23 protein-coding genes, 1 pseudogene and 1 riboswitch are annotated in these 26,979 nt (G+C 72.6%); of the genes and pseudogenes, 7 read left to right on the top strand and 17 right to left on the bottom strand.

Features of this window, described 5'->3' with window-relative positions; translation table 11 throughout:
* The first annotated feature begins 84 nt into the window (after window positions 1-84).
* A complete protein-coding gene (locus ABD317_RS11970) occupies window positions 85-846 on the top strand; it encodes an N-acetylmuramoyl-L-alanine amidase (RefSeq protein WP_344289757.1) in 762 nt (253 codons plus the stop codon).
* A 49-nt stretch (window positions 847-895) separates the two neighbouring features.
* On the opposite strand, the gene ABD317_RS11965 is transcribed toward ABD317_RS11970, so the two are convergent.
* The 9 genes from ABD317_RS11965 to ABD317_RS11925 form a co-directional block, all read right to left on the bottom strand.
* Complete coding sequence (locus ABD317_RS11965; RefSeq protein ID WP_027755558.1) at window positions 896-2,086, bottom strand: aminotransferase class V-fold PLP-dependent enzyme; 1,191 nt, start codon at window positions 2,084-2,086, stop codon at window positions 896-898.
* A gap of 130 nt (window positions 2,087-2,216) precedes the next feature.
* Window positions 2,217-3,356: an ABC transporter ATP-binding protein gene (locus tag ABD317_RS11960; RefSeq protein WP_344289756.1), complete on the bottom strand. Its 1,140-nt coding sequence runs from the start codon at window positions 3,354-3,356 to the stop codon at window positions 2,217-2,219.
* Complete coding sequence (locus ABD317_RS11955; RefSeq protein WP_344289755.1) at window positions 3,353-4,450, bottom strand: ABC transporter ATP-binding protein; 1,098 nt, start codon at window positions 4,448-4,450, stop codon at window positions 3,353-3,355. Before ABD317_RS11955 ends, ABD317_RS11960 begins: the two co-directional genes overlap by 4 nt.
* On the bottom strand, window positions 4,447-5,454 hold the full coding sequence (locus ABD317_RS11950) for an ABC transporter permease (protein WP_344289754.1): 1,008 nt from the start codon (window positions 5,452-5,454) through the stop codon (window positions 4,447-4,449). Before ABD317_RS11950 ends, ABD317_RS11955 begins: the two co-directional genes overlap by 4 nt.
* A 75-nt stretch (window positions 5,455-5,529) precedes the next feature.
* A complete protein-coding gene (locus tag ABD317_RS11945) occupies window positions 5,530-7,260 on the bottom strand; it encodes an ABC transporter substrate-binding protein (protein ID WP_344289753.1) in 1,731 nt (576 codons plus the stop codon).
* 116 nt (window positions 7,261-7,376) lie between these two features.
* Window positions 7,377-8,375 (bottom strand): ABC transporter permease, encoded by a 999-nt coding sequence (locus ABD317_RS11940; RefSeq protein ID WP_344289752.1) that lies wholly within the window; start codon window positions 8,373-8,375, stop codon window positions 7,377-7,379.
* Window positions 8,376-8,706: 331 nt separating this feature from the next.
* Window positions 8,707-9,507 (bottom strand): enhanced serine sensitivity protein SseB C-terminal domain-containing protein, encoded by an 801-nt coding sequence (locus ABD317_RS11935; protein WP_344289751.1) that lies wholly within the window; start codon window positions 9,505-9,507, stop codon window positions 8,707-8,709.
* A gap of 132 nt (window positions 9,508-9,639) precedes the next feature.
* The gene (locus ABD317_RS11930) at window positions 9,640-10,413 is read right to left on the bottom strand and encodes an enhanced serine sensitivity protein SseB C-terminal domain-containing protein (protein WP_027755551.1); all 774 of its coding nucleotides are present in this window, start codon (window positions 10,411-10,413) and stop codon (window positions 9,640-9,642) included.
* A gap of 102 nt (window positions 10,414-10,515) precedes the next feature.
* Complete coding sequence (locus ABD317_RS11925; RefSeq protein WP_344289750.1) at window positions 10,516-11,079, bottom strand: AAA family ATPase; 564 nt, start codon at window positions 11,077-11,079, stop codon at window positions 10,516-10,518.
* Window positions 11,080-11,274: 195 nt separating this feature from the next.
* Window positions 11,275-11,384: riboswitch (glycine riboswitch) on the top strand.
* Between the two features lie 155 nt (window positions 11,385-11,539).
* Between ABD317_RS11925 and gcvT the strand changes: the two genes are divergently transcribed.
* The 5 genes and pseudogenes from gcvT to ABD317_RS11900 form a co-directional block, all read left to right on the top strand.
* Window positions 11,540-12,673, top strand: a complete 1,134-nt coding sequence (gene gcvT / locus ABD317_RS11920) for a glycine cleavage system aminomethyltransferase GcvT (RefSeq protein WP_344289749.1) — start codon at window positions 11,540-11,542, stop codon at window positions 12,671-12,673.
* Between the two features lie 35 nt (window positions 12,674-12,708).
* A complete protein-coding gene (gene gcvH / locus ABD317_RS11915) occupies window positions 12,709-13,086 on the top strand; it encodes a glycine cleavage system protein GcvH (RefSeq protein WP_344289748.1) in 378 nt (125 codons plus the stop codon).
* Window positions 13,087-13,183: 97 nt separating this feature from the next.
* On the top strand, window positions 13,184-14,452 hold the full coding sequence (locus tag ABD317_RS11910) for a serine hydroxymethyltransferase (RefSeq protein ID WP_027755547.1): 1,269 nt from the start codon (window positions 13,184-13,186) through the stop codon (window positions 14,450-14,452).
* Window positions 14,453-14,536: 84 nt separating this feature from the next.
* Window positions 14,537-15,919, top strand: a complete 1,383-nt coding sequence (locus ABD317_RS11905) for an L-serine ammonia-lyase (RefSeq protein WP_344289747.1) — start codon at window positions 14,537-14,539, stop codon at window positions 15,917-15,919.
* 126 nt (window positions 15,920-16,045) lie between these two features.
* A pseudogene (locus tag ABD317_RS11900) lies at window positions 16,046-16,187 on the top strand (IS5 family transposase); the annotation flags it as partial.
* A 100-nt stretch (window positions 16,188-16,287) separates the two neighbouring features.
* Here the strand turns inward: ABD317_RS11900 and ABD317_RS11890 are convergent.
* The 8 genes from ABD317_RS11890 to ABD317_RS11855 form a co-directional block, all read right to left on the bottom strand.
* A complete protein-coding gene (locus ABD317_RS11890) occupies window positions 16,288-17,484 on the bottom strand; it encodes an alpha/beta hydrolase (RefSeq protein ID WP_344289746.1) in 1,197 nt (398 codons plus the stop codon).
* Between the two features lie 105 nt (window positions 17,485-17,589).
* The gene (gene mnhG, locus ABD317_RS11885; protein WP_344289745.1) at window positions 17,590-17,997 is read right to left on the bottom strand and encodes a monovalent cation/H(+) antiporter subunit G; all 408 of its coding nucleotides are present in this window, start codon (window positions 17,995-17,997) and stop codon (window positions 17,590-17,592) included.
* A complete protein-coding gene (locus ABD317_RS11880; protein ID WP_027755544.1) occupies window positions 17,994-18,260 on the bottom strand; it encodes a monovalent cation/H+ antiporter complex subunit F in 267 nt (88 codons plus the stop codon). Before ABD317_RS11880 ends, mnhG begins: the two co-directional genes overlap by 4 nt.
* The gene (locus tag ABD317_RS11875; protein WP_344289744.1) at window positions 18,257-18,823 is read right to left on the bottom strand and encodes a Na+/H+ antiporter subunit E; all 567 of its coding nucleotides are present in this window, start codon (window positions 18,821-18,823) and stop codon (window positions 18,257-18,259) included. Before ABD317_RS11875 ends, ABD317_RS11880 begins: the two co-directional genes overlap by 4 nt.
* Window positions 18,820-20,388, bottom strand: coding sequence for a Na+/H+ antiporter subunit D (locus tag ABD317_RS11870; protein WP_344289742.1), 1,569 nt, complete (start codon window positions 20,386-20,388; stop codon window positions 18,820-18,822). Before ABD317_RS11870 ends, ABD317_RS11875 begins: the two co-directional genes overlap by 4 nt.
* Complete coding sequence (locus ABD317_RS11865; protein WP_344289741.1) at window positions 20,385-20,846, bottom strand: Na(+)/H(+) antiporter subunit C; 462 nt, start codon at window positions 20,844-20,846, stop codon at window positions 20,385-20,387. The genes ABD317_RS11870 and ABD317_RS11865 overlap by 4 nt, the downstream gene beginning before the upstream one ends.
* Window positions 20,843-23,746: a Na+/H+ antiporter subunit A gene (locus ABD317_RS11860; protein ID WP_344289740.1), complete on the bottom strand. Its 2,904-nt coding sequence runs from the start codon at window positions 23,744-23,746 to the stop codon at window positions 20,843-20,845. Before ABD317_RS11860 ends, ABD317_RS11865 begins: the two co-directional genes overlap by 4 nt.
* A gap of 555 nt (window positions 23,747-24,301) precedes the next feature.
* Complete coding sequence (locus ABD317_RS11855; protein ID WP_344289739.1) at window positions 24,302-25,576, bottom strand: ATP-binding protein; 1,275 nt, start codon at window positions 25,574-25,576, stop codon at window positions 24,302-24,304.
* A gap of 616 nt (window positions 25,577-26,192) precedes the next feature.
* Here ABD317_RS11855 and ABD317_RS11850 point away from each other — a divergent pair.
* Window positions 26,193-26,867, top strand: a complete 675-nt coding sequence (locus ABD317_RS11850; RefSeq protein ID WP_106963128.1) for a lytic polysaccharide monooxygenase auxiliary activity family 9 protein — start codon at window positions 26,193-26,195, stop codon at window positions 26,865-26,867.
* The last annotated feature ends 112 nt before the right edge of the window (window positions 26,868-26,979 follow it).

Raw genomic sequence — 26,979 nt, 5'->3', positions numbered from 1 at the left:
CTCCAGGGTACGAGGCGGCGGCGCGGAACCGTGCGGCGGCCGGAGGCGTTGGCGGATCGGGACCGGACGGGAGGGAGGAGCCGCATGCCGACGACGGACGGCGACGACCGCGCGCGCGTGCCCGGCGGGCCCCGGCCGGACGCCGGGCAGGGCGGGGACGCCGCGCTCCCCCGCCGGTCCAGCCGGCGCGCCGTCATCGCCGCCCTCGGCCTGGGCGCGGCCGGCGCCGGCCTCGGCTGGGCCGGGTACGAGCACCTGAAGAGCATGTGGTGGCGGGTGCCCGGCATCGACAAGCCCCGTAGACCGGGTGAGCTGGACTACGCGGCCGCCGCCTGGGCCGGCGCCTCGGAGGCGAACTGGCGCCGCGCCGACCGCCCCGCGGACTACGGCATCGACCGCGTCGTCATCCACGTCACCGAGGGCAGCTATGCGGTGGCGCTCAAGGTCTTCGGCGACCCGGGCCACGGCGCCGCCACGCACTACGTCATACGGGCCGAGGACGGGCAGGTGGCCCAGACGGTGCGCGAGCTGGACGTCGCGTTCCACGCCGGCAACCGGGAGTGGAACGAGCGCAGCGTCGGCATCGAGCACGAGGGCTTCGTGGACCGCCCGGAGACGCTGACGGACGTCATGTACCGCTCGTCCGCGAAGCTGACCGCGGACATCTGCCGGCGCTACGACATCCCCGTGGACCGCGAGCACATCGTCGGCCACAACGAGGTGCCGGAGGCCACGCACACCGACCCCGGGCCGCACTGGGACTGGAAGCGGTACATGCGGCTGGTGCGCGAAGCGCACGCCGCCGCGGGACGCACGCCGAGCGCCCGCCCGGCGCGCGGCTCCTGACCCGCGCCGCCCCGCGTGCCGCTAGGGCCTGTGCCCTAGGGCACAGGCCCTAGGTCAGCCCCGCCGCCCGGGCCCGCGCCACCGCCGGGCCGATCGCCGCCGCCAGCGCCGCCACGTCCGCCGCCGTCGACGTGTGCCCCAGCGAGAACCGCAGCGTGCCGCGGGCCAGGTCGGCGTCCGCCCCCGCGGCGAGCAGCACGTGGCTGGGCTGGGCGACGCCCGCGGTGCACGCCGAGCCGGTGGAGCACTCGATGCCCTGCGCGTCCAGGAGCAGCAGCAGGGAGTCGCCCTCGCAGCCGGGGAAGGAGAAGTGCGCGTTGGCGGGCAGCCGCCCGGCCGGGTCGGGGTCGCCGTTGAGCACCGCGTCGGGCACGGCGGCGCGCACCGCGGCCACCAGGTCGTCGCGCAGCGCGCCCACCCCGGCCGCGAACTCCGCGCGCCGCTCCGCGGCCAGCTCCCCCGCCACCGCGAACGCCGCGACCGCCGGCACGTCGAGCGTGCCGGAGCGCACCTCGCGCTCCTGCCCGCCGCCGTGCAGCAGCGGCTCGGGCGCGTGCTCGCGGCCGAGCAGCAGCGCCCCGATCCCGTACGGGCCGCCGATCTTGTGCCCGGTCAGGGTCAGCGCGGCCAGCCCGCTGGCGCCGAAGTCGACCTCGGTCTGGCCGGCGGCCTGCACCGCGTCGGCGTGCAGCGGCACCCCGTACTCGCGCGCGACGGCGGCCAGCCCGGCGACGGGCATGACGGTGCCGGTCTCGTTGTTGGCCCACATCACCGTCGCCAGCGCCACGTCCCCGGCGCCCCCGCCGGGCCCGCGCTCCAGCGCGGCGCGCAGCGCGTCGGGGTGCACCCGGCCGTGGCCGTCGACGGGCAGCCAGTCGACGGTGGCGCCCTCGTGCTTCTGCAGCCAGTGCACGGCGTCGAGCACCGCGTGGTGCTCGACGGGGCTGGCGAGCACCCGGGTGCGCGCCGGGTCCTCGGCGCGCCGGGCCCAGTACAGGCCCTTGACCGCCAGGTTGTCCGCCTCGGTGCCGCCGGAGGTGAAGACCACCTCGCTGGGGCGGGCGCCGAAGGCGGCGGCCAGCCGCTCCCGGGACTCCTCGACCGTACGCCGGGCCCGCCGGCCCGCGGCGTGCAGCGACGAGGCGTTGCCGGTGACGGCGAGCCGGTCGGTCATGGCCCGCACCGCCTCGGGGAGCATCGGCGTGGTGGCGGCGTGGTCGAGGTAGACAGCCTGGTCCATGGTGCTACCGATTCTACGGCGCACGCCCGCCCCGCCGACCGCCGCGTTCCGGCCCGCGGGGCTCGGAATCCGGCCCCGCCCGGGGCGCCGCCGGCTGCCCGGCCGCGCCGCCGCCCGCCGCCGCCCGGTGCTACTTCGTGTCGTCGGGGGCCTGGTCGGGCGCGTTCTCCGGGTGCCAGCAGGCCGTGCGCTGGCCGGGCTTCAGCTCCAGCAGCGGCGGCTCCTTGGTCCTGCAGACCTCGGTGGCCTTCCAGCACCGGGTGTGGAAGCGGCAGCCGGCCGGCGGCGCGATCGGCGAGGGCACGTCGCCCTTGAGCAGGATCCGCTCGCGCTGCTGCCTGCGCTTGGTGTCCGGCACCGGCACCGCGGACATCAGCGCCTTGGTGTACGGGTGCAGCGGCGCCCGGTAGAGGCTGTCGCGGTCGGCCAGTTCGACGACCTTGCCCAGGTACATGACCGCGATCCGGTCGGAGACGTGCCGGACGACGGACAGGTCGTGGGCGATGATCACGTAGGTGAGCCCGAACTCCTGCTGCAGGTCGTCCAGGAGGTTGACCACCTGGGCCTGGATGGACACGTCCAGCGCCGAGACCGGCTCGTCCGCCACGATCAGCTTCGGCTGCAGGGCCAGCGCCCGGGCGATGCCGATGCGCTGCCGCTGGCCGCCGGAGAACTCGTGCGGGTAGCGGTTGTAGTGCTCGGGGTTCAGGCCGACCCGTTCCAGGATCCCCTGGACCGCCCGCTTCACCCCGCCCTCGGGCGTGACGTTCTGCAGCTTGAACGGGGCGCCGACGATGGTGCCGACGGTGTGCCGCGGGTTCAGCGAGGAGTACGGGTCCTGGAAGATCATCTGCACGTCGCGGCGCAGCGGGCGCATCCGGCCCGTGCTCAGGTGCGTGATGTCCCGGCCCTGGAACTCGACGGTGCCGCCGGTGGGCTCCAGCAGCCGGGTGATCAGCCGGCCCATGGTGGACTTGCCGCAGCCGGACTCGCCGACCACGCCCAGGGTCTCGCCGGGCAGCACCTCGAAGTCGATGCCGTCCACCGCCTGCACCGCGCCGACCTGGCGCTGCAGCAGGCCCTTGCGGATGGGGAAGTGCTTGGCCAGTCCGGAGACCCGGAGCAGCGGCTCGGCGCCCGCGGCGGGCTTCTTGCGCAGCCGCCCGCCCGGCGCCGGGTCGGTCGTCGGCACGCCGCCGCCGGCGGCCGTTCCGGCCGCCGCGTCGGTCACCTTGTCGGCCTTCGTCTCGGGCACAGCCTCGTCCTTCACAGCTTCGGCGCAATCTCTTCGGCGTAGATGCGCTCCCGGTCTTCCTGCCGCATGTGGCAGGCGACGAAGTGTCCCCCGCCGACCTCGCGCAGCTCGGGCCGTACGGTGCGGCTGGCGTTGTCCGCGGGCACGTCCGCGTAGGGGCAGCGGGGGTGGAACGCGCAGCCGGCCGGCACGTTGATGAGGCTCGGCGGACTGCCCTTGACCGGGGTGAGCCGGTCCGTGGCCTCGCGGTCGATGCGCGGCATGGAGCCGAGCAGGCCCCAGGTGTACGGGTGCTGCGGCCGGTCGAAGATCTGCTCGGCCGAGCCCTTCTCGACGCACCGGCCGCCGTACATCACCAGGATGTCGTCGGCCAGCTCGGCGACCACGCCGAGGTCGTGGGTGATGATGACGACCGCGGAGCCGAACTCCTTCTGCAGATCCCGGATCAGGTCGAGGATCTGCGCCTGCACGGTGACGTCCAGCGCGGTCGTCGGCTCGTCGGCGATGAGCAGCTCGGGGTTGTTCACCAGCGCCATCGCGATCATCGCGCGCTGGCGCATGCCGCCGGAGAACTGGTGCGGGTAGTCGTCGACGCGCTTGTCGGGCTGCGGGATGCCGACCCGGTCGAGCATCTCGATGGCGCGCTTGCGCGCGGTCTTCTTGTCGACGTCGTGGTGGACCCGGTACGCCTCCACGATCTGGTACCCGATCTTGTAGTACGGGTGCAGCGCGGACAGCGGGTCCTGGAAGATCATCGACATCTCGCGGCCGCGCAGCCGGCGCACCGCGTCGGGCTCCGCGGACAACAGCTCCTGGCCGTTGAGCCAGATCTCGCCGGAGAGCTGAGCCCGCCGGCGCTTGCCGTACTGGCCGGCGGTGTGCAGCCCCATCACCGCCAGCGAGGTGACGGACTTGCCGGAGCCGGACTCGCCCACGATGCCGAGGGTCCTGCCCTTCTCCAGCTGGAAGGAGAGCCCGTCGACGGACTTCACCAGGCCGTCGTCGGTCGGGAAGTGGACCTTCAGGTCCCGGATGTCCAGGAAGGCCGACGCCTCCGTGCCGGTGGGCACGGGCTCGCCGACGGCACCCGTCTTCGTCAGGCCGGTCACGAGACCCTCACCCTCGGGTCGATGGCGGCGTACACGAAGTCCACCACCAGATTGCACATCACGATGAAGAAGGCGGCGAACAACGTGACGCCGAGGATCGGCGGCAGGTCGTTCTCGTTGATGGACTGCACGGCCCAGGAGCCGACCCCGTCGAAGGAGAACACCGTCTCGGTGATCACCGCACCGCCGAGCAGCAGCGCGAAGTCCATGCCGAAGATGGTCACGATGGGGGTCAGCGCGGAGCGCAGCCCGTGCCGGGTGATCACCACCGGCTCCTTCAGGCCCTTCGCCCGGGCGGTGCGGATGTAGTCCTCACCCATGGTCTCCAGCATCCCGGCCCGGGTGAGCCGCGCATAGAGCGCCGAATAGAGGAACGCCAGCGAGAACCAGGGCAGCATCAGCCCCTGGAACCAGCGCACCGGATTCTCGGTGAGCGGCGTGTACTCGTTCGGGAAGATCTCCCAGTGGAAGGTGAACAGCGCCAGCGCGACCGTGCCGGTGAAGAACATCGGCAGCGAGACGCCGGCCAGGGCGATGCCCATCGCCGCGCGGTCGAAGACCGACCCCGGGCGCAGCGCGGAGATCACGCCCGTGGTGACCCCGGAGATCAGCCACAGCACGGCGGCGCCGATGGCCAGCGAGGCGGTGACCGGCAGCCGGTCCAGCATCTCCGGCCAGACCTCCACGTGCTTGCGGAAGGAGTAGCCGAGGCAGGGCGCGTTGCACTGCGACGGGTCGGGGCCGAAGTTGAACTCCCGGCCGGCGAAGATGCCGCGGATGAAGTCCCAGTACTGGACGTAGACGGGATCGTCGAGGCCGAGGTTCTTCTTGACCGCCTCGATGGTCTTGGCGTCCGGGCTCTTGCCGATGTACTGCGCGGCGAGCTGGTCGGGAGTGCTGCCGGCCAGCCGCGGCAGGACGAAGAAGATGGCGTAGGTGATGGCGCTCACGACGAACAGCAGCATCACCGCGGCCAGCAGCCGCCGGATGAAATACGCGAACACGAGGGCGTGCCTTCCACGGTCCGGGCGGCGCGGGCGGTGCCGGTGAGGGCACCGCCCGCGCAGCCGGTGGGGGTGCTACTTCAGGCCGAGGTTCAGGTAGTCGTACTGACCGCTGAACGCCTGCGAGACCACCAGGTTGGTGACCTCGTCCGAGCGCTGGTGCAGGACCTTGAAGTAGGAGAGGGGCACGATCGCCGCCGTCTCCAGCATCTTCTTGTCCACCTCGGCGTACGCCTTGGCACGCGCCGCGGCGTCGGGGTCCGCGATCGACTCGTCGAGCAGCTTGTTGATCTCCGGGTCGTCCAGGTACGAGATGTTCGTGTTGCCGGACTCGCCGAGGGCGCCGCCGTTGGCGATCTGCTGCAGGAAGCCGTAGCCGCTGGGCCAGTCGGCGCCCCACTGCATCATGTACAGACCCGCGTTGTTGTCCTGGCCCCACTTCCGGGAGCCCGCGAAGTCGGTGAAGTACTTGCCGCCGGGGAACTTCTGGATCTGGGCGTTGATGCCCACCTTCTTCAGGGCCGCCTGGATCGCGGTGGCGTTGTCGATCTCGTCCTGCCGCTCGGTGCGCGCGGTCAGCACGGTGTCGAACCCGTTGGGCTTGCCGCACTCCTTCAGCGCGGCCTTGGCCTTCTCGACGTCGCCCTTGTTGCCCTCGGTGGCGTACGGGTCCTCGTAGGACTGGTGGCTCGGGACGTCCGGCGGCAGCGCGGTGGTGGCGATGTCGCCCTTGGGCTCACCGCCGAGGGCGCGCATCGAGGAGTCCTTGTCGACGGCGAACTCCACGGCCTTGCGGCAGTTGACGTCGTCGAACGGCGCGACCGTCGTGTTGATCGCCATGTAGGTCAGCCGGCCGCCGGTCGGGTTGTCGAGCATGTTCGACTCGTCCCGCAGCATCTGGGACTGGGTCTGGGCGGTGACGCCGAGCGCGTCGAACATCACGTGGGTCTTGCCCGCCTCGATGTTCTTGTCGATGGTCTCGGGGTTGACCTTGAAGCGGACCTCGATCTTGTCCGGCAGCTGCTTGCGGATCTTGTCCGTCTTCGGGTCCCACTGGTCGTTGCGGACCAGGGTGGCGGACTTGTCCAGGTTGAAGCTCTCGAACTTGTACGAGCCGGAGGAGACGATGTTCTTCTGGTAGTCCGAGCCGTTGTCCTTGTCCCGCGGCACCGGCGCGGTCTGCGTCATCGCCACCAGGTAGTCGAACTCCTGGAACGGCTGCGCGAGGTTGAAGACGATCGTGTGGTCGTCCGGGGTCTGGATGGACGAGATGCCCTCTTCGCTCTTGTCCTTGTACGGACCCTGGTAGTCGTCCGGGTTCTTCAGGTACTGGGCGAAGTAGTTCGGGCCGAGGGAGAGCACGTCGCGGGCGTAGTTGCTCCGCTCGACGGCGTACTTGACGTCACCGGCCGTGATCTCGGTGCCGTCCTCGTACTTGACGCCCTTCTTGATCTTGTACGTCCAGGTCCGGCCGCCGTCGGACGCCTCCCCGGGGCCCTCGGCGAGGTCCGGCACCGGCTCCGCGGCCTCCGCGCCCGCGCCGGGGGCGTAGGTCATGAGGGAGCGCGCGTACAGCCGGCTGAAGTTCCACATGTAGCCGTAGTACGTGTTGCCCGGGTCCATCGAGTCCGGCGTGTCGGCGGACTCGTAGACGAGGGTCCCGCCCTTCTTGTCGGACGGGTTGAGGATCTTCTCGATCGCCGCGTTCGCGGGCGCGCCGCCGCCCTCGCCGCCCTCGTCGTCGTCGTTGCCACCGCCGCCGCAGGCGGCGGCGGTCAGCGCGACCGAGACGGCAACCGCGAGCATGGCGGCTGATTTCGACCTGAATTTCATGGTGAGGCGTTGCCCCCTGGTTCGGAGTGATGGGACGAGAGCGGGAACGGCGGGTGCCGCACCCAGGCTGCTTCTTGGGGTCATCGGTGTCATCGGCGGCCCTTGGGATCGAGTGCGTCCCTGAGCCCGTCGCCCAAGAGGTTGAAGGCCAGCACGGAGAGGAAGATCGCCACGCCCGGCACGACCATGAACATCGGGTCGACCTGGTAGTAGTCGATCGCGCTGCTCAGCATGCCGCCCCAGGAGGCCTGCGGCGGCTGGATGCCCACGCCGAGGAAGCTCAGCGCCGCCTCGAAGAGGATGTTGGTCGGGATCAGCAGCGTGGAGTAGACGAGAATCGGCCCCACCAGGTTCGGCAGCAGCTCCCGGAAGAGGATGAAGGGACCGCGGGCGCCCAGGCTCTTGGCCGCTTCGACGAACTCGCGCTCGCGCAGGCTGATCGTCTGGCCCCGGACGATGCGGCCGATATACGGCCAGCTGAAGAAGCCGATGACGAAGATCAGCACCCCGATGTGCAGCTCCAGCCCCTTCAGCCCGAACGCGCCGCCCTGCAGCGCGGCGGAGATGGAGATGGCGAAGAGCAGCACCGGGAAGGCCAGGAACGTGTCCATGGTCCGGCTGATGATCGTGTCGGCCCACTTGCCGTAGTAGCCGGCGATGACGCCGAGAACGGTGCCGATGACGACCGCGACCATGGTGGCGCCGAAGGCGACGAGCAGCGAGACCCAGGAGCCCTCCAGGATTCGGGTGGCTATGTCGCGGCCCAGCTTCGGCTCCACGCCCAGCGGGTGGTCCCAGCCCATGCCGCCGAACGAGCCGTACGGCGTGGCCAGCGAGGGGTCGACGAGGTCCTGGTTCAGCTTGTTGGGGTCGAGACCGAGGATCGCCTGGATCGGCCGGGAGAGCGCGGCGGTCAGGATGAGGAACACCACGACGATGCCGCCGGCCATGGCGACGCGGTCGCGCTTGAGCCGCATCCAGGCGATGCGGCCGAGTGAGCGGCCCTCGATCCGGCTCTTGTCCACGCCCTCAACGAGAGCTTCCGGCGCCGCCTCGGCAGTGCCGGCGGTCTCGATAGGTGCCGTCATGTTGTGGGGACCCCTCTCGAGCGGCGGCGTCCCGCCGTCGTCCGCCGCGGTAGCGGCTCATTCGCTTCGCTGGTGCAAGTCATGCCGTGGTGCCGTGGTGCCGTCGTGTTGTCGTGCGTGATCGTGAATCTCTGCCGTCGCACAGGGGAACGGCAGGCTCCTGCGGGGGGAGTCTTCAACGCGCCGGGGATCACTCGCCAGACCCCGAGGGGAATGGATGCGCAAACGTGATGCGATGCAGTGGATACCGTTATCCGGACATCCCACCGCCGCTGAGCGGATCTTCGCCACCCCCTAAAGGGGGGCATATCCAGGCATACAGGCCGGGTGTTCAGAACTGCGGAGCGGGCCCCGGCTGCCAGCCGGACTGCTGGGCGCCGCCCGCGGGGTGCGGCGGCGGGTACCCGTATCCGGCGGGCGGGGCGGCCGGGCCGCCGCCGTAGGCGCCGCGGTCGAAGAACGGCCGGGAGTTGGCCCGCATCCACATCGCCACCGGGTCGTGGTCGTCGGCCAGCGCCACCGTGGAGACGGCCAGGCCCGGGGGCACGGCGGCCACGGACTCCTGCATCATCGCCTGCGCCGCGGCGACGGACTGCGGGCCGGTGTCGTACAGGTCGATGCCGACGGCCAGGTACGGCTCGCCGAGGGCCGGCTGCACCCAGGCGCGGCAGAGCGTGCGGACGGCGGGCGTGCGGTGGGCGGTCTGGCCCAGCAGCGCGTAGAACTGCGCCACGTCCACGACCGGTTCGGAGATCCGCAGCGGCCCCGCGGGCAGCCGGTCGAGACCGGTGGCCACCCGGCGCAGGTCGAGCCAGGGGACCCCGACGCCGCCGCCGGCGGCGTGCGGGTCGAGCCAGAGGCCCCAGCGGTCGGGGTAGAGCGCGGCGGCGATCTCCGCGCCGGCGACGGGCTCGTGGGCGCCGGCCCAGCCGCTGGCGGACAGCTCGCGGTCGGAGCTGAAGCAGGGGGCGTAGGCGTGGCCCTCGACCTGCATGCTGCCGTACTGCGCGTCGGGCGAATCCGGGCGGCCCTGCCAGAGCAGCATCCACACCCGCCCGGCGGCCAGCGCGGCGAGCAGCGTCTCGTACGCGTCGTACCTGCCGGGAGCCACCTGGCGGACCAACTGGTCCACGCCCGCTCCCGGCGCACTCCCGCTCGCGCCCCCGTTCACCCTGGGCCCCAACCCTTCGTCTCGGCCGCCGCCGCCCCCGGGCATGCGAATACGCCCGGAAAGGTCATCAAACCAGCTTAGAGCCTCCCCGCGTCAGCCGACCCGGATGTAGAACGGCTCGACCTTGGCCCGCATCCAGGTGATCACCGGGTCCACGGCGGCGTCGAGGAAGACCAGCTGCACCTTCCACGGCACCGGCTGGACGCCCAGCGCCCGGCCCAGCGCCTCCGTCGTCGCCTGCCGGCTCTCGTCGTACGTGTCCAGCAGCTCCACCCCGACGTACAGCTGCACCGGGCCGCCCTCCACGCTCGCGAGCCCGCGGCGGGCGGTGCGCACCACCCCGACCCGCTCGAACTCCTCCCGCGCGGCGGCCAGGAAGTCCACCGGGTCGTCCTGCCAGTCCGGCGTGAACAGCCGCACCCGGCCGCCCCGCGCCTCCCCCGGCAGCCGCGGCGCCCCGCGGTCCCGGCACAGCTCCGCGACCGCCGCCGGGGGCAGCGGCACGCCGACCGTGCCGCCGGGGTTGACCGCGATGCCGACCTGCGGCGGCAGCCCGCGGGCGAACTCGCGGGCCGGCGCGACGGTGAACGACATGTGCGAGCCGGTCACCCGCAGGAACTCCTCCTGCGAGGAGAACACCGGCACGTACGGCGCGCCGCCGATGTCGGTCGTCGGCACGCTGAGCGACCCGCTGTCGGGGCCGCCGCCCGCGGGCAGCGGCACCCACAGGCTGCTGCGGCCCAGCACCTCCAGCAGCCGCGGGGCCGCCTGCGGGTTGCCGAGGGAGGCGGCCAGCACCTCCTCCAGCTCGTTGCCGGGGAAGCCACCCGTGGCGGGGGGCTGCGGGGACGGGTAGTCGAAGCTCATCGGGACCAGCCAACCGTCGGGGGACGAACGTCGGCACCCTAGCGGCTGCGGGCGTTCGCGGGCGAAGGCCGCGCCCGCACCCGGCGACGCCCCCGCGGCCGCTCAGCCGAAACTGATCCCCGGCGGCGCCCCCGCCGCCGCCCCGTCCAGCACCAGCACCGACGCGCACGCCGCCGCGAGACCACCGTCCCGGGCCGAGTCCAGCAGCCGCCGGTGCGCCCACCGGTGCCGGGCGAAGGCGTAGCGCGACACCGCCCGCCCGCGCGCCTCCTGCCGCGCCCGCGCCACCTCGGCCGGCACGTCCAGCACCACGACGTGCACCCCGCGCCCGTACCGCCGGGCCTGCCTGGTCAGCCACCACCGCACCCACGGCAGCGTGCCGCAGTCGTGCACGACGAGGCTGCCGCCGGCGCGGACCGCACGCCGCAGCCGGGCGTAGTGGTCGATGCGCACCAGCGGCCGGTACAGCTGGTACGGCAGCCGCGGCCCCAGCCGGCGGGCCCAGCGTTCGCGTACTGACTGCGAGTCGATCAGCAGCACCCCCGCGACCGGCCGCGTGCGCCGCATGAGCGTGCTCTTGCCGCTGCCCGGCAGCCCGGAGACCACGACGATGTCCCCCGCGGGATATCGCAGCCGCTCCCGGGAGGCCGCCTGCTCCACCGTCACGCCGCCTCCCACGCCCGTCCCGGGCCCCGCCCGCCGCTGCCCCGCCACCAGCCTGGCAACAGCGGCGGGGCACGACAAGAACGCGAGGGAGCAGACGGGGCGGAACAACGGAGGGGAGGTCGTCCGGTTCCGCGCTCCGCCCCGCGGCCGCCGGGCGCATGCAATGATGGGGCCGCCAACTCCATACCGGCCGTTCGAACCCGCGCGGGAGAGTCCCGGTGCCTCGCTGAGCAGGCGGTCGCACCGGGCGCCGAAGGAGCAAGTCCTCCCTTGAATCTCTCAGGCACCGTCACCGCACGGGCGAGGCAGATCTGAAAAGCGGGTGGCGCACTGGAGCACAGCCGTGCACCGGCGCCGCCCCACCCAAGGTGCAAGCCACGCTCCCGCGGGATCGTGGCGAACCTCTCAGGTTCCGATGACAGATGGGGAGGACACGACCACCCCTGTCCGGGAGCTGACGATGACCACTGAGAGCCCTGCACCGCGCCGCACCGCGCTCGACGCCACGCACCGCGCGCTCGGCGCCACCATGACCGACTTCGCCGGCTGGGACATGCCGCTGCGCTACGGCAGCGAGCGCGAGGAGCACGTCGCGGTACGCACCCGCGCCGGCCTCTTCGACCTCTCCCACATGGGCGAGATCTCCGTCACCGGCCCCGGGGCGGCCGCGCTGCTGGACTACGCCCTGGTGGGCCGGCTCTCCGCCGTGCGCCCCGGCCGCGCCCGGTACACGATGATGTGCCGCGAGGACGGCGGCATCCTCGACGACCTGATCGTCTACCGGCTCGCCGACGAGGAGTTCATGGTCGTCGCGAACGCCGCCAACGCCCAGGTCGTCCTGGACGCCCTCACCGAGCGGGCCGCCGGCTTCCCGGACGCGGCGGTACGGGACGACCGGGACGCGTACGCCCTGATCGCCGTGCAGGGCCCGAAGTCCCCGGCCGTCCTGGGCCGGGTCACCGACGCGGACCTGGCCGGGCTGAAGTACTACGCCGGCCTGCCCGGCACCGTCGCCGGCGCCGACGCGCTCATCGCCCGTACCGGCTACACCGGCGAGGACGGCTTCGAGCTGTTCGTCCGCCCCGCCGACGCGGCGGCCGTCTGGGCGGCGCTGACCGCCGCCGGCGCGGACGACGGGCTGGTGCCCTGCGGGCTCTCCTGCCGCGACACGCTGCGGCTGGAGGCCGGCATGCCGCTCTACGGACACGAGCTGACCACCGCGCTCACCCCCTTCGACGCCGGTCTCGGCCGGGTCGTCAAGCTCGACAAGCCCGGCGACTTCGTCGGCCGCACGGCGCTGGAGCGGGCCGCCGAGCGCGCCGCGGCCGAGCCGCCGCGGGTGCTGGTCGGTCTGGTCGCCGAGGGCCGGCGGGTGCCCCGGGCGGGGTACGCGGTGGTGGCCGGCGGCCGGCGGGTCGGCGAGGTCACCTCCGGCGCCCCCTCCCCCACCCTGGGCAGGCCGATCGCCATGGCGTACGTCGACGCCGCGCACGCCGAGCCGGGCCCGTCGGCGGCCACCGGCGTGGGCGTCGACATCCGCGGCAGCCACGAGCCGTACGAGGTCGTCGCCCTGCCGTTCTACCGCCGCCCCTGACCCTCACCCACCTCCCGATCCTGGAGAATCTCCTCATGAGCAACCCTGAGCACCTGCGCTACAGCAAGGAACACGAGTGGGTCGCGGCCGGCGACGACGGCGTCGCCACCGTCGGCATCACCGCCCACGCCGCGGACGCGCTCGGCGACGTCGTCTTCGTCCAGCTCCCGGAGGTCGGCGACGCGGTCACCGCGGGCGAGCCCTGCGGCGAGCTGGAGTCGACCAAGTCCGTCTCCGACCTCTACGCACCGGTGACCGGGGAGGTCACCGCGGCCAACCAGGACGTCGTGGACGACCCGGCGCTGGTGAACTCCGGGCCGTACGAGGACGGCTGGCTGTTCAAGGTGCGGGTCGCGGCGGAGTCCGACGACCTGATGTCCGCCGACGAGTACACCGCGTTCACCGCGGGCTGAGCGCACCGCCGCACACGCGGCACCGAATACACCGAATACGCAGCACGGCTTGCGCAGCCCGACCGCCCCGCGTCCGTCCTTTCCCACGGAAGGTCCCATGTCCCTTCTGAACGGCTCGCTCCACGAGGTCGACCCCGAGGTCGCCGCCGCCGTGGACGCCGAGCTCACGCGCCAGCAGTCCACCCTCGAAATGATCGCCTCGGAGAACTTCGCCCCGGTCGCCGTCCTGGAGGCGCAGGGCTCGGTCCTCACCAACAAGTACGCCGAGGGCTACCCCGGCCGCCGCTACTATGGCGGCTGCGAGCACGTCGACGTCGCCGAGGAGCTGGCCCGCGAGCGCGTGAAGGCGCTCTTCGGCGCCGAGGCGGCGAACGTCCAGCCGCACTCGGGCGCGTCGGCGAACGCGGCGGCGATGTTCGCGGTGCTGAAGCCCGGCGACACCATCCTGGGCCTGGACCTGGCCCACGGCGGGCACCTGACCCACGGCATGAAGATCAACTTCTCCGGCAAGCTGTACGACGTCGCCGCCTACCACGTCGACGCCGGGACCGGCCTGGTCGACATGGACGAGGTCGAGCGGCTGGCCAAGGAGCGGCGGCCGAAACTGATCGTCGCCGGCTGGTCGGCGTACCCGCGGCAGCTGGACTTCGCCGGCTTCCGGCGGATCGCGGACGAGGTCGGCGCGCTGCTGCTGGTCGACATGGCGCACTTCGCCGGTCTTGTCGCCGCCGGGCTGCACCCCAACCCCGTCCCGTACGCGGACATCGTCACCACCACGACGCACAAGACGCTCGGCGGGCCGCGCGGCGGGGTCATCCTGTCCCGGCAGGACCTCGCGAAGAAGATCAACTCGGCGGTCTTCCCCGGCCAGCAGGGCGGGCCGCTGGAGCACGTGATCGCCGCCAAGGCGGTGTCGTTCAAGGTCGCGGCGTCGGAGGAGTTCCGGGAGCGGCAGCGGCGCACGCTGGACGGCGCCCGGATCCTGGCGGAGCGGCTGCTGCGCGACGATGCGCGCGCAGCCGGCGTCTCGGTGCTCTCCGGCGGTACGGACGTCCACCTGGTCCTGGTCGACCTGCGCCACTCCGAGCTGGACGGGCAGCAGGCCGAGGACCGGCTCCACGAGATCGGCATCACCGTCAACCGCAACGCCGTACCCGACGACCCCCGCCCGCCCATGGTCACCTCCGGCCTGCGCATCGGCTCCCCGGCGCTGGCCACCCGCGGCTTCACCGCCGCGGACTTCGAGGAGGTCGCCGACGTCATCGCCGAGGCCCTCAAGCCCGGCTTCGACGAGGCGAAGACCGCCGCCCTCGCCGCCCGGGTCACCGCCCTGGCGGAGAAGCACCCGCTGTACCCCGGCCTGTAGCCCGGACGCCGGGGCCCGCCGCCATCGCCGCCGCGGGCCCCGGCCCGGAGCGCACGTCCCCACGGAAGGACAAAGGAGTCCCGCGTGGCCATCTCCGTCTTCGACCTCTTCTCGATCGGCATCGGCCCGTCGAGTTCGCACACCGTCGGCCCGATGCGGGCGGCCCGGCTCTTCGCCCGCCGGCTGAAGAACGAGGGCCTGCTGGCCCACACCGCCGCCGTACGGGCCGAACTCTTCGGCTCCCTCGGCGCCACCGGCCACGGCCACGGCACCCCGAAGGCCGTGCTCCTCGGCCTGGAGGGCTACTCGCCGCGCACCGTCGACGTCGAGTGGGCCGACGACGAGGCGGAGCGCATCCGCACCGCCGGGCGGCTGCACCTGCTCGGCGCCGACATAGGGCCCGACCACGAGATCCCCTTCGACACCTCCGCCGACCTCGTCCTGCACCGCCGCCGCTCGCTGCCTTACCACGCGAACGGCATGACGCTGGCCGCGTACGACGCGGGCGGTGGGACGCTGCTCTCGAAGACGTACTACTCGGTGGGCGGCGGCTTCGTCGTGGACGAGGCGGCCGTCGGCCAGGACCGGATCAAGCTCGACGACACCGTGCTGAAGTACCCCTTCCGCACCGCCGACGAGATGCTGCGCCGCACCCGGGAGACGGGCCTGTCGCTGTCCTCGCTGATGCTGGAGAACGAGCGGGCCTGGCGCACGGAGGCGGAGATCCGCGCCGGGCTGCTGGAGATCCGGGACGTCATGCGCGACTGCGTGGCGCGCGGCACCGGCCGCGAGGGCATCCTCCCCGGCGGCCTCAAGGTCCGCCGCCGCGCCGCCGGCGAGGCCCGCCAGCTCCGCGCGGCGGGCGACCCGGCGGCGCACGCGATGGAGTGGGTCACGCTCTACGCCATGGCGGTCAACGAGGAGAACGCCGCCGGCGGCCGCGTCGTCACCGCCCCCACCAACGGCGCGGCGGGCATCATCCCCGCGGTCCTGCACTACGCGGCGGACTTCGTCCCCGGCGCCGACGACGACACCGCGGTCCGCTTCCTCCTCGCCGCGGGCGCGATCGGCATGCTCTTCAAGGAGAACGCCTCCATCTCCGGCGCCGAGGTCGGCTGCCAGGGCGAGGTCGGCTCCGCCTGCTCGATGGCCGCCGGCGGCCTCGCCGAGATCCTGGGCGGCACCCCGGAACAGGTGGAGAACGCCGCGGAGATCGGCATCGAGCACAACCTGGGCCTGACCTGCGACCCGATCGGCGGCCTGGTGCAGATCCCGTGCATCGAGCGCAACGGCATGGCGGCCGTCAAGGCGATCACCGCGGCCCGCATGGCGCTGCGCGGCGACGGGCAGCACTTCGTCTCGCTCGACAAGGCGATCAAGACGATGAAGGAGACCGGCGCGGACATGAAGGTCAAGTACAAGGAGACGGCCCGCGGCGGACTGGCGGTCAACGTCATCGAGTGCTGACGACTACCGCCTCGACCTGCGACCATGTGTCTTTCAGAGCTGTCGGAGCCTTTCCTGCCTGCACAGCGTTTTGTCCCTGGGAAGTCCTTGGGAAGTCCCTGGTTGGAAGCCCGCTGAGTTCACCGCGCTGCTGGCCGGGGCCGACGCGGAGGAGGACCTGGGGCCCCGGCTGGCGAGCCGTACGACCACGCCCTCGGACGCTCCCGGGGTGGACTGACGGTGCCGCCCCCTTGCGTTCGTGATCACACCAGGCCAGGCCGGTGACCTCGTCGCGGGCGACCCGCGCCGGTCTGCGGCACCGTGGGATCCGGGCGGTGCTCCCGCAGCCCTCGGACCAGGCCGGCAACCGCAAAAGGAGCGGGAGCATGCTACGGGTGTGGGCAGGTGACGTCCTCGGCCGGCAGTGTGCCGTCGCGCAGGTACGCCTGCACGGCCTCCTCGGCGCAGGGCACGGGGCGTAGCCCGTCCTCGCCGCGCCCGAAGACGCCGTGGGCGCGGATGTCGGCGGTCACCAGGCGGGAGCCGGTGAGCCTGCGGTGCAGTTCCACGGCGCTCTCGTGGAGCGTGTTGACGTCGCCGCCGGCCTGGAGCATCAGCGCCGGCGCGTCGTTGCCGATCTCCGTGCCCGGTTCCAGCGGCTCGGTGTTCCAGAACGTGCAGGGCGAGACGGCATTGGCGGCCGGGCCGAAGACCGGCTGGGTGGCGCGGCTGTTCTCCATGTCCCGCCAGTACGTCTCGGCGTCGTCAGGGAAGCCGCCGGCCGGCCATCCGCCGTCGGCGCACATGGTGAAGGCGGGGACCGCGAAGACGGAATCGAGGTCGGGGGAGTTGAGCAGTTCGAGCCACATACCGAACGCGCCGTCCGGTTCCACCTGCTCGCCCGCCGCCGCGTCAGTCAGCTCCCGCACAGCCTGAGCCAGCGCGGCGTCGTTGTCCTCGTGCTGGATGAACTGGCGCAAGATCAGGCGCAGCTGGAAAGCGTCGACCCGGTAGTCACCGGTGCGGAACGGCCGCCGTTCCGCCTGGGCGACCAGCCGTTCGACGGTGGCACGGACCTCGGCGCGGGTGGTGCCGAGCCCGTGTTCCCCATCCCGCTCGGCGGTCCACGCGGCCCACTGGTCCAGGGCCTGCTCGGTCGGCTCGCCCGACCGCTGGAACAGCTCGTACTGGGTGGCCGTGGGGTCGGTGGAGCTGTCGGGCACGATGCGGTCGGCGTGCCCGGGGAAGAGCTGGGTGTAGACGGCGCCCAGGTCGGCGCCGTACGACACGCCGTAATAGGACAGCGCCGGTTCGCCGAGCACGGCGCGGATCAGGTCCATGTCGCGGGCGACGTTTCGGCTGGAGGCGTGCGGCAACAGGGCCGCGTTAATCAGGTCGTATCCGGCGGCCGTGTCGCCCAGGGCGGTACCGACCCGGTGGGTGAAGCCGAGCCCGGCCCCGCCGGGGCCGCCCGTGTTGGACAGCAGGATGCCGTGCCCGCGGTCGGTATCCCTCGCCGCGACGCGGGAGATCGCGAGCTCGATGGTGCGGCCGTCCGGCTCGGCGTAGTCCAGCGGGACTGTCACCCTGGCGCACTCGGCCCCACCTCGTTGAGCTCGGCGTACGCCTCCGGGCAGCGGGCCTCCTGCGCCACTCCCGACCTCGAACCGCAAGCGCGACGCGGCGGGCGGTCAGCGGTCCGCCTCCTCCGGCGGCGGGCCGTGCGGGCCGTGCGGGTCGTCCGGGCCGTCCACCGGAGTGCCGTCCCGTGCGAGGCGGTCGGCGAGTTCGTCCCGGAACATCAGGCGGCGGTCGAGTGCGCCGGTGCGGTAGGCGGTGCGGCCGATGATCTGGCTGGTGATCGGGGCCGTGAACATCTGGAACACGGCGATGAGGAGCAGGACCGGCGCGTGGCGCAGCGGCATCTGCACCGCCGTCCCCAGCAGGATGAGCAGCAGGCCGAGGGTCTGGGCCTTCGCGGCCGGGTGCAGGCGGCTCGCGACGTCCGGGAAGCGGAGCAGGCCCACGGCGCCGAGCAGGCAGAAGGCCGCGCCGGCCGGCAGCACGGCGGCGGTGATCACGTCACGTACGGTGGTCATCGCATGCCCTCCCGCTTCTCGATCAGGTGGGCCGCCGTCACCGACCCGGTGAACGCCAGCAGGGCGAGGACGACGAGCACCGGGAGGGACGTGGTGTCCTTGCGCAGCAGCATCCCCGTGGCCGTCCCGGCGATGACCATCGTCACGAGGACGTCCAGCGCCAGGATGCGGTCGAGCGCGCGCGGGCCGTGCACCAGGCGCACCAGGGTGAGCAGGCCGGCCGCCGCCACCGTCGCCAGGACCGTGCCGTACAGGACGTTCATGGCCGCCCGCCTTCCGGATCGCGGCCGGTGATTCCTCCGCGGTGCCGCCGCCCGGCGCCGACCGCTCGCGTGACCCGGCGCTCCACGCCCTGCACCGCGTTCTTGCGGTGGACGAGGTCCTGCTCGTCGTCGACCGGGAGGGCGTGGACGTAGAGGCGCCGTCTGCCGCGGTCGATCTCCGCCACCAGGGTGCCGGGTGTCATGGTCGTGACCTCCGCCACGGCCGTGATCAGCAGGTCGCTGTCGACGCGCAGCGGGACCTCGACGATCGCCGCGGACGTCCGCCTGCCGTGCCGGACGACCTGCCAGGCGACAACGGCCCCGGACCTGACCAGGTCGGCCAGCAGGTGGACGAGAAGGCGCCCGATCCGCAAGGGCCGGGGCACGGCTCCCGGCAGCACCGGCGGCAGGGCGAAGCCGGCGACGATGACGGTGGCGACCAGCAGACCTCCGAGGAGCACCACCGGACTGGCGGATCCCCACAGCAGGACCCACAGCAGCCACAGCCAGGCGATCATCGGCACACGGCGCATGACCGAGCGGGCATGTCTCCGACGGGTCAACGGTCCTCCTCGTGCAGAACGACAGACCGGTACTGGCGCGGGTCGAGCAGGTCGTGCGCGGCGCGGTCGCCGAGCCGGGCGAGCGGGCCCGCGCAGGCGGCGACCGCGAGTCCGGTCGCGGTCATGGCGACCGCGGCGCCGATCATCAGCCTGCTCCCGGGCGGTCCGCCGCGGACGCGTGCCGAGGGCTGGGCCGCTTCGGCGGGGGACGGCGGCTCCGGTGGCGCCGACGCCTCGCCGCGGGCGGAGCGCGCGGGCTGCGCCATGAAGGCCGACGTCACCACCCGCGTCATCGCGTAGAGCGTCAGCAGGCTGGTGAGCAGGGCGGCCGCGGTGAGGGCGTACGCCGCCGGCCCGGCCTCGGCGACCCCGGCGCGCAGCAGGGCCAGTTTGGCGACGAAGCCGGAGAACGGCGGCACCCCGGCCAGGCTCAGGGCCGGGAGGGAGAACAGCACGACGAGCAGCGCGCCGGCCGGCGGACGCTCGGCCATGCGGTGCAGCGCCGCCGTCCCCGTACGCCGTACGACGAGGGCCGCGGCGAGGAACAGGGCCGCCTGGACGACGATGTGGTGCACGACGTACAGGACGGTTCCGGTCAGTCCGCGGGTGTCGAACAAGGCGAGTCCGAACAGCATGTAGCCGATGTGGCTGACGAGGGTGAAGGACAGCAGCCGGTTGAGGTCGTCCTGGGCGACGGCCCCGAGGATCCCCACGACCATGGCGGCGATCGCGACACACGCCAGCAGGGTCCACACACCGGTGCGCGGGAACAGCAGCGTCTGGGTGCGCAGCAGGGCGTACACGCCCACCTTGGTCAGCAGCGCGGCGAACACGGCGGTGATCGGCGCGGGGGCGGTGGGATAGCTGTCGGGCAGCCAGAAGTGCAGGGGCACGATCGCCGTCTTGATGCCCAGGACCGCCAGGAGCAGCAGGGCGAGCGCGCCGCGCATGCCGTCCGGCAGCTCCGCGAGCCGCGGGCCGAGCTGGGCCAGGTTGACCGTGCCCGTGGCCGCGTACACCAGGGCTACCAGCGTGAGGAACAGCAGGGAGGACGTCATGCTGACGACCGTGTACGTCATGCCGGACCGGGTGCGGCTCTCGCCGGCGTTGAGGGTGATCAGGACGTAGCTGGCGGCGAGCATCACCTCGAAGGCGACGAAGAGGTTAAACAGGTCGCCGGTCAGGAACGCCAGGCTCACCCCCGTGACGAGCAGCAGGTAGGCGGGGTGGAAGACCTCCGCCGAGCGCCGGCGCTCCTCCGCGGTGCCCTGGCCGATCGCGAAGACGAGCACGGCCAGCGCCACCAGCGCCGACACGGTGAGCAGCAGGGCCGACAGCCGGTCCGCCACGAGCGGGACGCCCAGCGGCGCGGGCCAGCCGCCGACATGCAGGGCCTGCGGCCCGCGAGTGTCGGCGAGGACGAGCAGGGCCGCCGCGTCGGCCGCGACGGCCGCCAACACGAGCGTGCTGACTCCGCGGGCCGCAGGGCGGGGCAGCCGGAGCAGGACCACGCCGGCGCCGAGCGCCGGGAGCAGCACGGGCACGGCGAGCAGGAGGCCGGTCATCGCTCCGCCCCCGCGGTGTCGTCGCCGTCGCCTTGGCCGGCGGCCGTTTCGGTGTCGGCCCCGGCCCGCTCCCGGGCGGTGCCGATGCGCCGGTCCTCCACGTCGTCGCGTACCTCGTCGTGCCCGGTCAGCCGCCAGGACCGGTAGGCCAGGGCCGCCAGGAAGGTCGTGAGCCCGAACGTGATCACGATCGAGGTCAGCGCCATGGCCTGCGGCAGCGGATCGGCCAGCGCAGCCGGGTCCGCCGTCCCGCCCTTCACCATCGGCGGCCGTCCCGGCGTACCGCCGGCCACCAGCAGCAACAGGTTGGTGCCGTGTCCCAGGAGGACGAAGCCGAGGACGATCCGCATCAGGGACCGCTGGAGCATGAGATAGAAGCCCACGGCGAACAGGCCGCCGACCATGACGGCCATCGTCACGTCGAGCGTGTTCACGGTGCTGTCCGCCGCGCCGGTCACCGGGACGCCTCCTGTGTCTCCCGGCTCGCGGCGGCGGCGTCGCCGAGCGAGACACCCACCGCCGACAGCAGCTTGAGCGTGACGCCCACGACGAGCACGTAGGCGCCGACGTCGAAGAACAGGCTGGTCGCGAACTTCACCGTGCCCAGCACCGGCGGGTCCCACGAGACCACCGCACTCTCCAGCAGGGCGCCGCCCAGGGCCAGGGGAGCCAGGCCGACGCCCGCCGCGAGCAGCAGGCCCGCCCCGGCGACCGCGCCCGCGGGCACACGCACGGCGGCGCCGAGATCGGCCCGTCCGCCCACCAGGTACCGCAGGACGAACGCCTGGCCCGCCACCAGGCCGCCGGCGAACCCTCCTCCGGGGCGGTAGTGCCCGGAGAACAGCAGGAACAGCGACAGCACCAGGATCGACGGGAACAGCAGCCGGGTCGCCACCTCCAGCAGCACCGAGCGCTCACCGCCCGGCCGCTCGGCGGCGCCCGGCAGCCAGGTCCGCCGGGGCTCGTCCCAGTGCGCCGTGGGGAACGCGGCGGGCGGGTTCGGCTCGGGCTCCCGCGCCCCGCCCCCGCCGTGGGAGCGGATCAGGCTGACGACGCCGACCGCCGCCACCAGCAGCACCGAGATCTCGCCCAGCGTGTCCAGGGCGCGGAAGTCGACGAGGATCGCGTTCACGACGTTGTGGGCGCCCGCCTCCGCCGCCCGGCGCACGTGCCCCTCCGAGACCGACGGCGCCGTACGCACGGACGACGCCGCCAGGGCGAAGAAGGCCACGAGGACACCGACCGCGCCGGCCGCCGCCGCCCGCACCAGCCGGGCGCGCCGGGCCGTCCGGTCGGCGTCGAACCGGGCCGGCATCCCGCGCAGCACCAGCACCACCACGACCAGCGTCATCGTCTCCACCAGGAGCTGCGTGAGCGCCAGGTCCGGTGCGCCCCGGACCAGAAACACCCCCGCCACCCCGTAGCCGACGGCCCCGGCCAGCAGGATGCCGGTGAGCCGGTAGCGGGTGACGACCACCGCGCCGGCCGCCGTCAGGACCACCACCGCCAGCACCGGCTCGACCGGGGCCCACCACAGCGACAGGGGCCCCGGCGAGGGCGCCGCGAGAGCCAGCGCCGCACCGGGCACCGCGACCACGACCACCAGCAGCACGGTCAGATAGACCGGCAGCGAGCCGACCTGCGTGCGCCGGGTCACCGCCACCGCCAGCCGGTCCGCGGCCGCGACCGCGCGGTCGTAGGCACGCTGCACGTCCGGCAGGCGCGGCACGGCGGTCGCCGTCGTACGGGTACGCCGACGGGCGACGTGGAGCAGGCCGCCGAACCCCAGGGACAGCGCCGACAGGCCGAGCACCGCCGTGAAGCCGTGCCACAGGGACAGCTTGTACGGACCCGGCGGGCCCGGCGGATAGGCGTCAGCGTAGGCGGCCGCGACGGCCGCCGTGCCCGAGTACCCCAGGCCCAGGGCCGCACCGGCGCCCGCCAGGACCGCCACCGGCGCGACGAACCCCGCCTCCGGGCGCCGCACCCGGTCCGCGGCCTCCCCCGGGCCCTTTCCCGGGCCCTTTCCCGGGGCCTCCCCCGGGCCCCTTCCTGGCGCGCCTCCGAAGGCGCCGCGTACGAACCGGGCCGCGTACGCCACGGTCAGGGCGAAGCCGCAGACCAGCAGCGCCGTCAGCGGGAGGTGCTGGGGCAGCTCTTCGCCGTGCAGGAACGCCTCCAGGGCGGCTTCCTTGCCCAGGTAGCCGACGAGCGGCGGCAGCCCGGCCATCGAGGCGGCCGCCAGCACGGCGACGGCGCACAGCACGGGCATCCGCCGCCCCAGCCCGGACAGCTCCCGCACGTCCCGCGTGCCCGCCCGGCGATCCACGATCCCGACGGACAGGAACAGCGCCGCCTTGAACGCCGCGTGCGCGAGCAGCAGCACCGCGCCCGCCAGCGCCGCGGTCCGTGTCCCGGCCCCCAGCAGGGCGACCATCAGGCCCAGCTCGCTGATCGTGCCGTAGGCCAGCAGCAGCTTCAGGTCGGTCACGCGCAGCGCACGCCACGCGGCCAGCACCATCGTGGTGAGGCCCACCCCCAGCACCATCGGCCGCCACGGCGCCGTCTCGGCCAGGGCGGGCGCCAGCCTGGCCACCAGGTACACCCCCGCCTTGACCATCGCGGCCGCGTGCAGGTACGCGCTCACCGGCGTGGGCGCGACCATCGCCGCGGGCAACCAGCCGTGCAGCGGCATCTGGGCCGACTTGGCGAACGCCCCGACCAGCACGCACACCACCGCCACCGCCACCGTGCCGCCGCCCGGGGGCGGATCGGCGAGGATCGCCGAGACGCGGTACGTGCCAGCCGCCTGACCGAGCATCACGAAACCGAGCAGCATCACCAGGCCGCCGGCCGCGGTCACCAGCAGGGACTGCCGGGCGGCGCGCCGCAGTTCCTCCGTCTCGCCGCGCCCCACGATGAGCAGGAAGGACGCGACCGTGGTCAGCTCCCAGAAGACGTACAGCACGAAGAGGTTGTCGGCCAGCACCAGGCCGGCCATCGCCCCGGCGAAGGCCACCAGCAGGGCGGCCGACCGGCCGGCGTCCCGCTCGGCGCGCGCGACGTAGTAGTACCGGCAGTACAGCAGTACCAGGGCGCCGACCCCGGAGACGATCCAGAGCATCAGCAAGGACAGGGCGTCCAGGCGCAGATCGACCGCCAGCCCGAGCGACGGCGCCCATGCCAGGGACTCCCCGTACGTGCCGCCGTCGAGGATCCGGGCCGCCCGCGTGCCCGCCCAGGCCGCCGTCGCCAGCGGCACCAGCGCCGCCACCGCCCACACCGCCCGGCCGAGCCGCCGCCCCCACCAGGAGATCGCCGCCGCGACCGCCGCGTGCGCGGCCAGCAGGACCAGCACAGCAGCACCAACTCCTCCACAACGCCCCGGAACGGCCCCCGCCGACCCGCCCGCGCGGCGACCTCGGAGACATCTCATGCTCAACGACGTTGGGTGCCCAGTGTCACAGGGACAAACCTTCCGGCAGGGCAAAGCCGCGCTGGCGGGACCCGCGGAGCCCGTCTCAGACGTCGTTTCAGTCGATGCGCACTTCATGCCGGAGGCTGGGCGACGGGGCCTCTCGGTCATGGACGGGTGGCTGTCCGACATTCCTCAGCCACATGTCCCTCAGAAGTCCCAGACGCTTGCGATGCGTCACGTCATCGCAACTCAAAGCGGAGATCCCCACTGCTGCGACCATGAAGGTCAAGTACAAGGAGACGGCCCGCGGCGGCCTCGCGGTCAACGTGGTGGAGTGCTGAGCGACCTGCTGCCATGTGCGGCGCAGCCACGAGCGCGCTACTCCCGTCCGTACAGACCAGCCCCGCGTCCGCGGGGAGCACGCCGAGCGCGAGCTGCCCGAGCTGGACGACGACTGCGCTCCCCGCAGGCGCGCGGGACGACTCGCAAGAACGGTCAATTCCCGGTTGAGGACGCCTCCCATAGGGCGCTGATGGGAATGGCGCGGAAGCGCGGGCCGAAGGGGAGGGTCTGCTGACCGGTGTAGAGCACAATCCCGGTCAGCAGATCGCTGCCCAAACGGTCGGCGAGATGCCGCAGGCCCCGGAAATCCTCAGCCTTGACCGTCGAGGCGGCTTTGACGTCGATCGCAACGACTTGGCCGCGCCGGTTCTCCAGCACGATGTCGACCTCGACCTTGTCCTTGGTGCGGTAGTGGTGCAGCTCGATGCGCTGGTCGGCCCAGGTGAGCTGGCGGGCGATCTCCATCGCGACGAAGCCTTCGAGTAGTCCGCCGAGCGGGCCGGAGGGCTGCCGGAGGGCTGCGGCGTCCAAGCCCAGCAGGTTGGCTGCGATGCCGGAGTCGACCATGGCGACCTTGGCGGTGCCGACGGCCCGGGTGCTGAGGTTGCGGGACCAGGCGGGGATGCGCTTGATGAGGAAGACCTCCTCCAGCAGTCCCAGGTATCGCTTGATCGTCGGCTGCGGGAGCCCGAGTTCGTTACCGAGCGTGCCCGGGACGAGGAGCTGCCCGGATCTGGCGGCCACCAGCCGGGTCAGTGCCCGCATCTCCGGTCCGCGCTCGATTTCGGAGAGCTGGATGACATCACGGTTGATCAGATCCGCGACGTAGGAGTCGAGGAACCGTGCCCGGCGGCGTGGCGGTCGTGCCACCGCTTCGGGGAAGCCGCCGCGTGTGATCCTCTCGACGTAGTCGGCTCGCGTCTCGGTCGAGGTGTGCCGCAGCTCGGGGCCGGCGGCGAAGACCGCGTCCACGAACCCGTCCGGACTGCCGTCGATCTCCCCCTGCGACAGCGGCCACAGCTCGATGGTCTCCATCCGCCCCGGCAGGGCGTCCGGCACACTGCGCAGACGCAGGACGCGGGCGGAGCCTGTGAGGAGGAACCGTCCGGGTCGGGGATCGGTGTCGACCGCCTCCTTGATGGCCAGCATCAGCTCCGGGACGCGCTGCACCTCATCGATGACCAGCGGCGTAGAGCTGGCGACGAATTCCGTGGGGTCGAAGGCCGCTGCCTGTCGTGTCGCCGCACGATCCAAGCTGCGCCACTCCGCCCCCTTCGCGCTGCCGATCTGCGCCACCAATGTGCTCTTGCCGCACTGCCGCGCACCGTTGACCAGGACTACGCGGGTGTCTGCCAGCGCCTCGTCGATGGCAGTCGCTGCCCGGCGAGGGAGGATGCGCCCGATAGGCGATTCGGGGAGCTTCACCATGAGGCCCAGCATGACACACGAGTGTTAGTTTGGTCGCAAGGTCAATATTAATCTGGACGCACATGGTGTGTTTATTTGGTCGCATCCCGCGTGTCGGTTTGGCCTCCTGCCCTTCGTGTGGTCGGAATCAGCTGCAGGATAAGGCTCCCCGGGCGGCCGGCCGGCGTGGCGAGCCGCGGCCGGCGTCTGGCCCGGGTGGCCTGGGAAGGACTGCAGAGCAAGCCTCGCCCAATGCCGGGCAGGCCGCAGCCGGATCAGGGGACACTCTGCGACGCCACACGGTTGACGCACCGCCGGTACGGCCGAGGGCACGGAACTTGACCGAGATGCGTACCATCGGGTCATGGCCACAATCAGGCTGGCAAAGGAAGTGCAAAGCGCTGATTGAGCCGCAGGTCAGGAAGTGTGCTCCCCGCAGGCGCGGGGCTGTTGCGGCTGAGGGCTGGCGGCGTCGCGTGCTTGGACGTGCGCGCTCCAGGGCCGCCCCCTCTCCCCGGGGCGGGCCGAGGTCGCGCACGGTGTCACCGAACTCTGTTCTCCTCATGGACACTTCACGTGTGCCGAGTAGAATTGGGAGCGCTCCCAACGTGTTCTCCAACCGGAACGGAGACCCCCCATGCGCAAGTCAAGCCCTTCCGCCAGACGTCCCCGGTCGGCCTTCCGCCGGCTCGCCGAAGCGCTCGCCCTGCTCATCGCCGTGACCGCCAGCGCGCTGCTCTGGACGAGCCCCGCGCAGGCCCACGGCACCGTGGTCGACCCGGCGACCCGCGCCTACCACTGCTGGGAGGAGTGGGGAGACGACCACCTGAACCCGGCCATGGAGCAGGAGGACCCCATGTGCTGGCAGGCCTGGCGGGCCAACCCCAACACCATGTGGAACTGGATGAGCATGCTCCAGGACGGGCTCGGCGGCCAGTTCGAGGCGCGGATTCCCAACGGCAAGCTGTGCAGCAACAACCACCCGAACTTCGAGAGCCTGAACAACCCGGGCCCCTGGAAGACGACCGACGTCGGTGACAACTTCTCGATCCACCTGTACGACCAGGCCTCCCACGGCGCCGACTTCTTCCGGGTCTACGTGAGCAAGCAGGGGTTCGACCCCAAGACCCAGAGCCTCGGCTGGGGCGACCTCGACTTCATCACCGAGACCGGCAGCTACCCGCCGGCGAACGACATCACGTTCCCCGTCCAGACCTCCGGCTACTCCGGACACCACATCGTCTTCACCATCTGGCAGGCCTCGCACCTGGACCAGGCCTACCTGATGTGCAGTGACGTGAACTTCGGCTGAGCCGGGAGCACCGCACACACAGCAGCATCCCGCCGGCCCGGCGCCCGAACGCGGCACCGGGCCGGCCCGGCCATGGCCGGGGGCCACGGCGGGTCATCGGCGGGCGGCCGTT

This window comes from Streptomyces synnematoformans, from assembly GCF_039531005.1.
In the GTDB taxonomy this organism is placed as follows: Bacteria; Actinomycetota; Actinomycetes; order Streptomycetales; family Streptomycetaceae; genus Streptomyces; species Streptomyces synnematoformans.
Note: the sequence above shows the minus strand (reverse complement) of the source record. Positions and strands in the feature narration are given on the sequence as shown.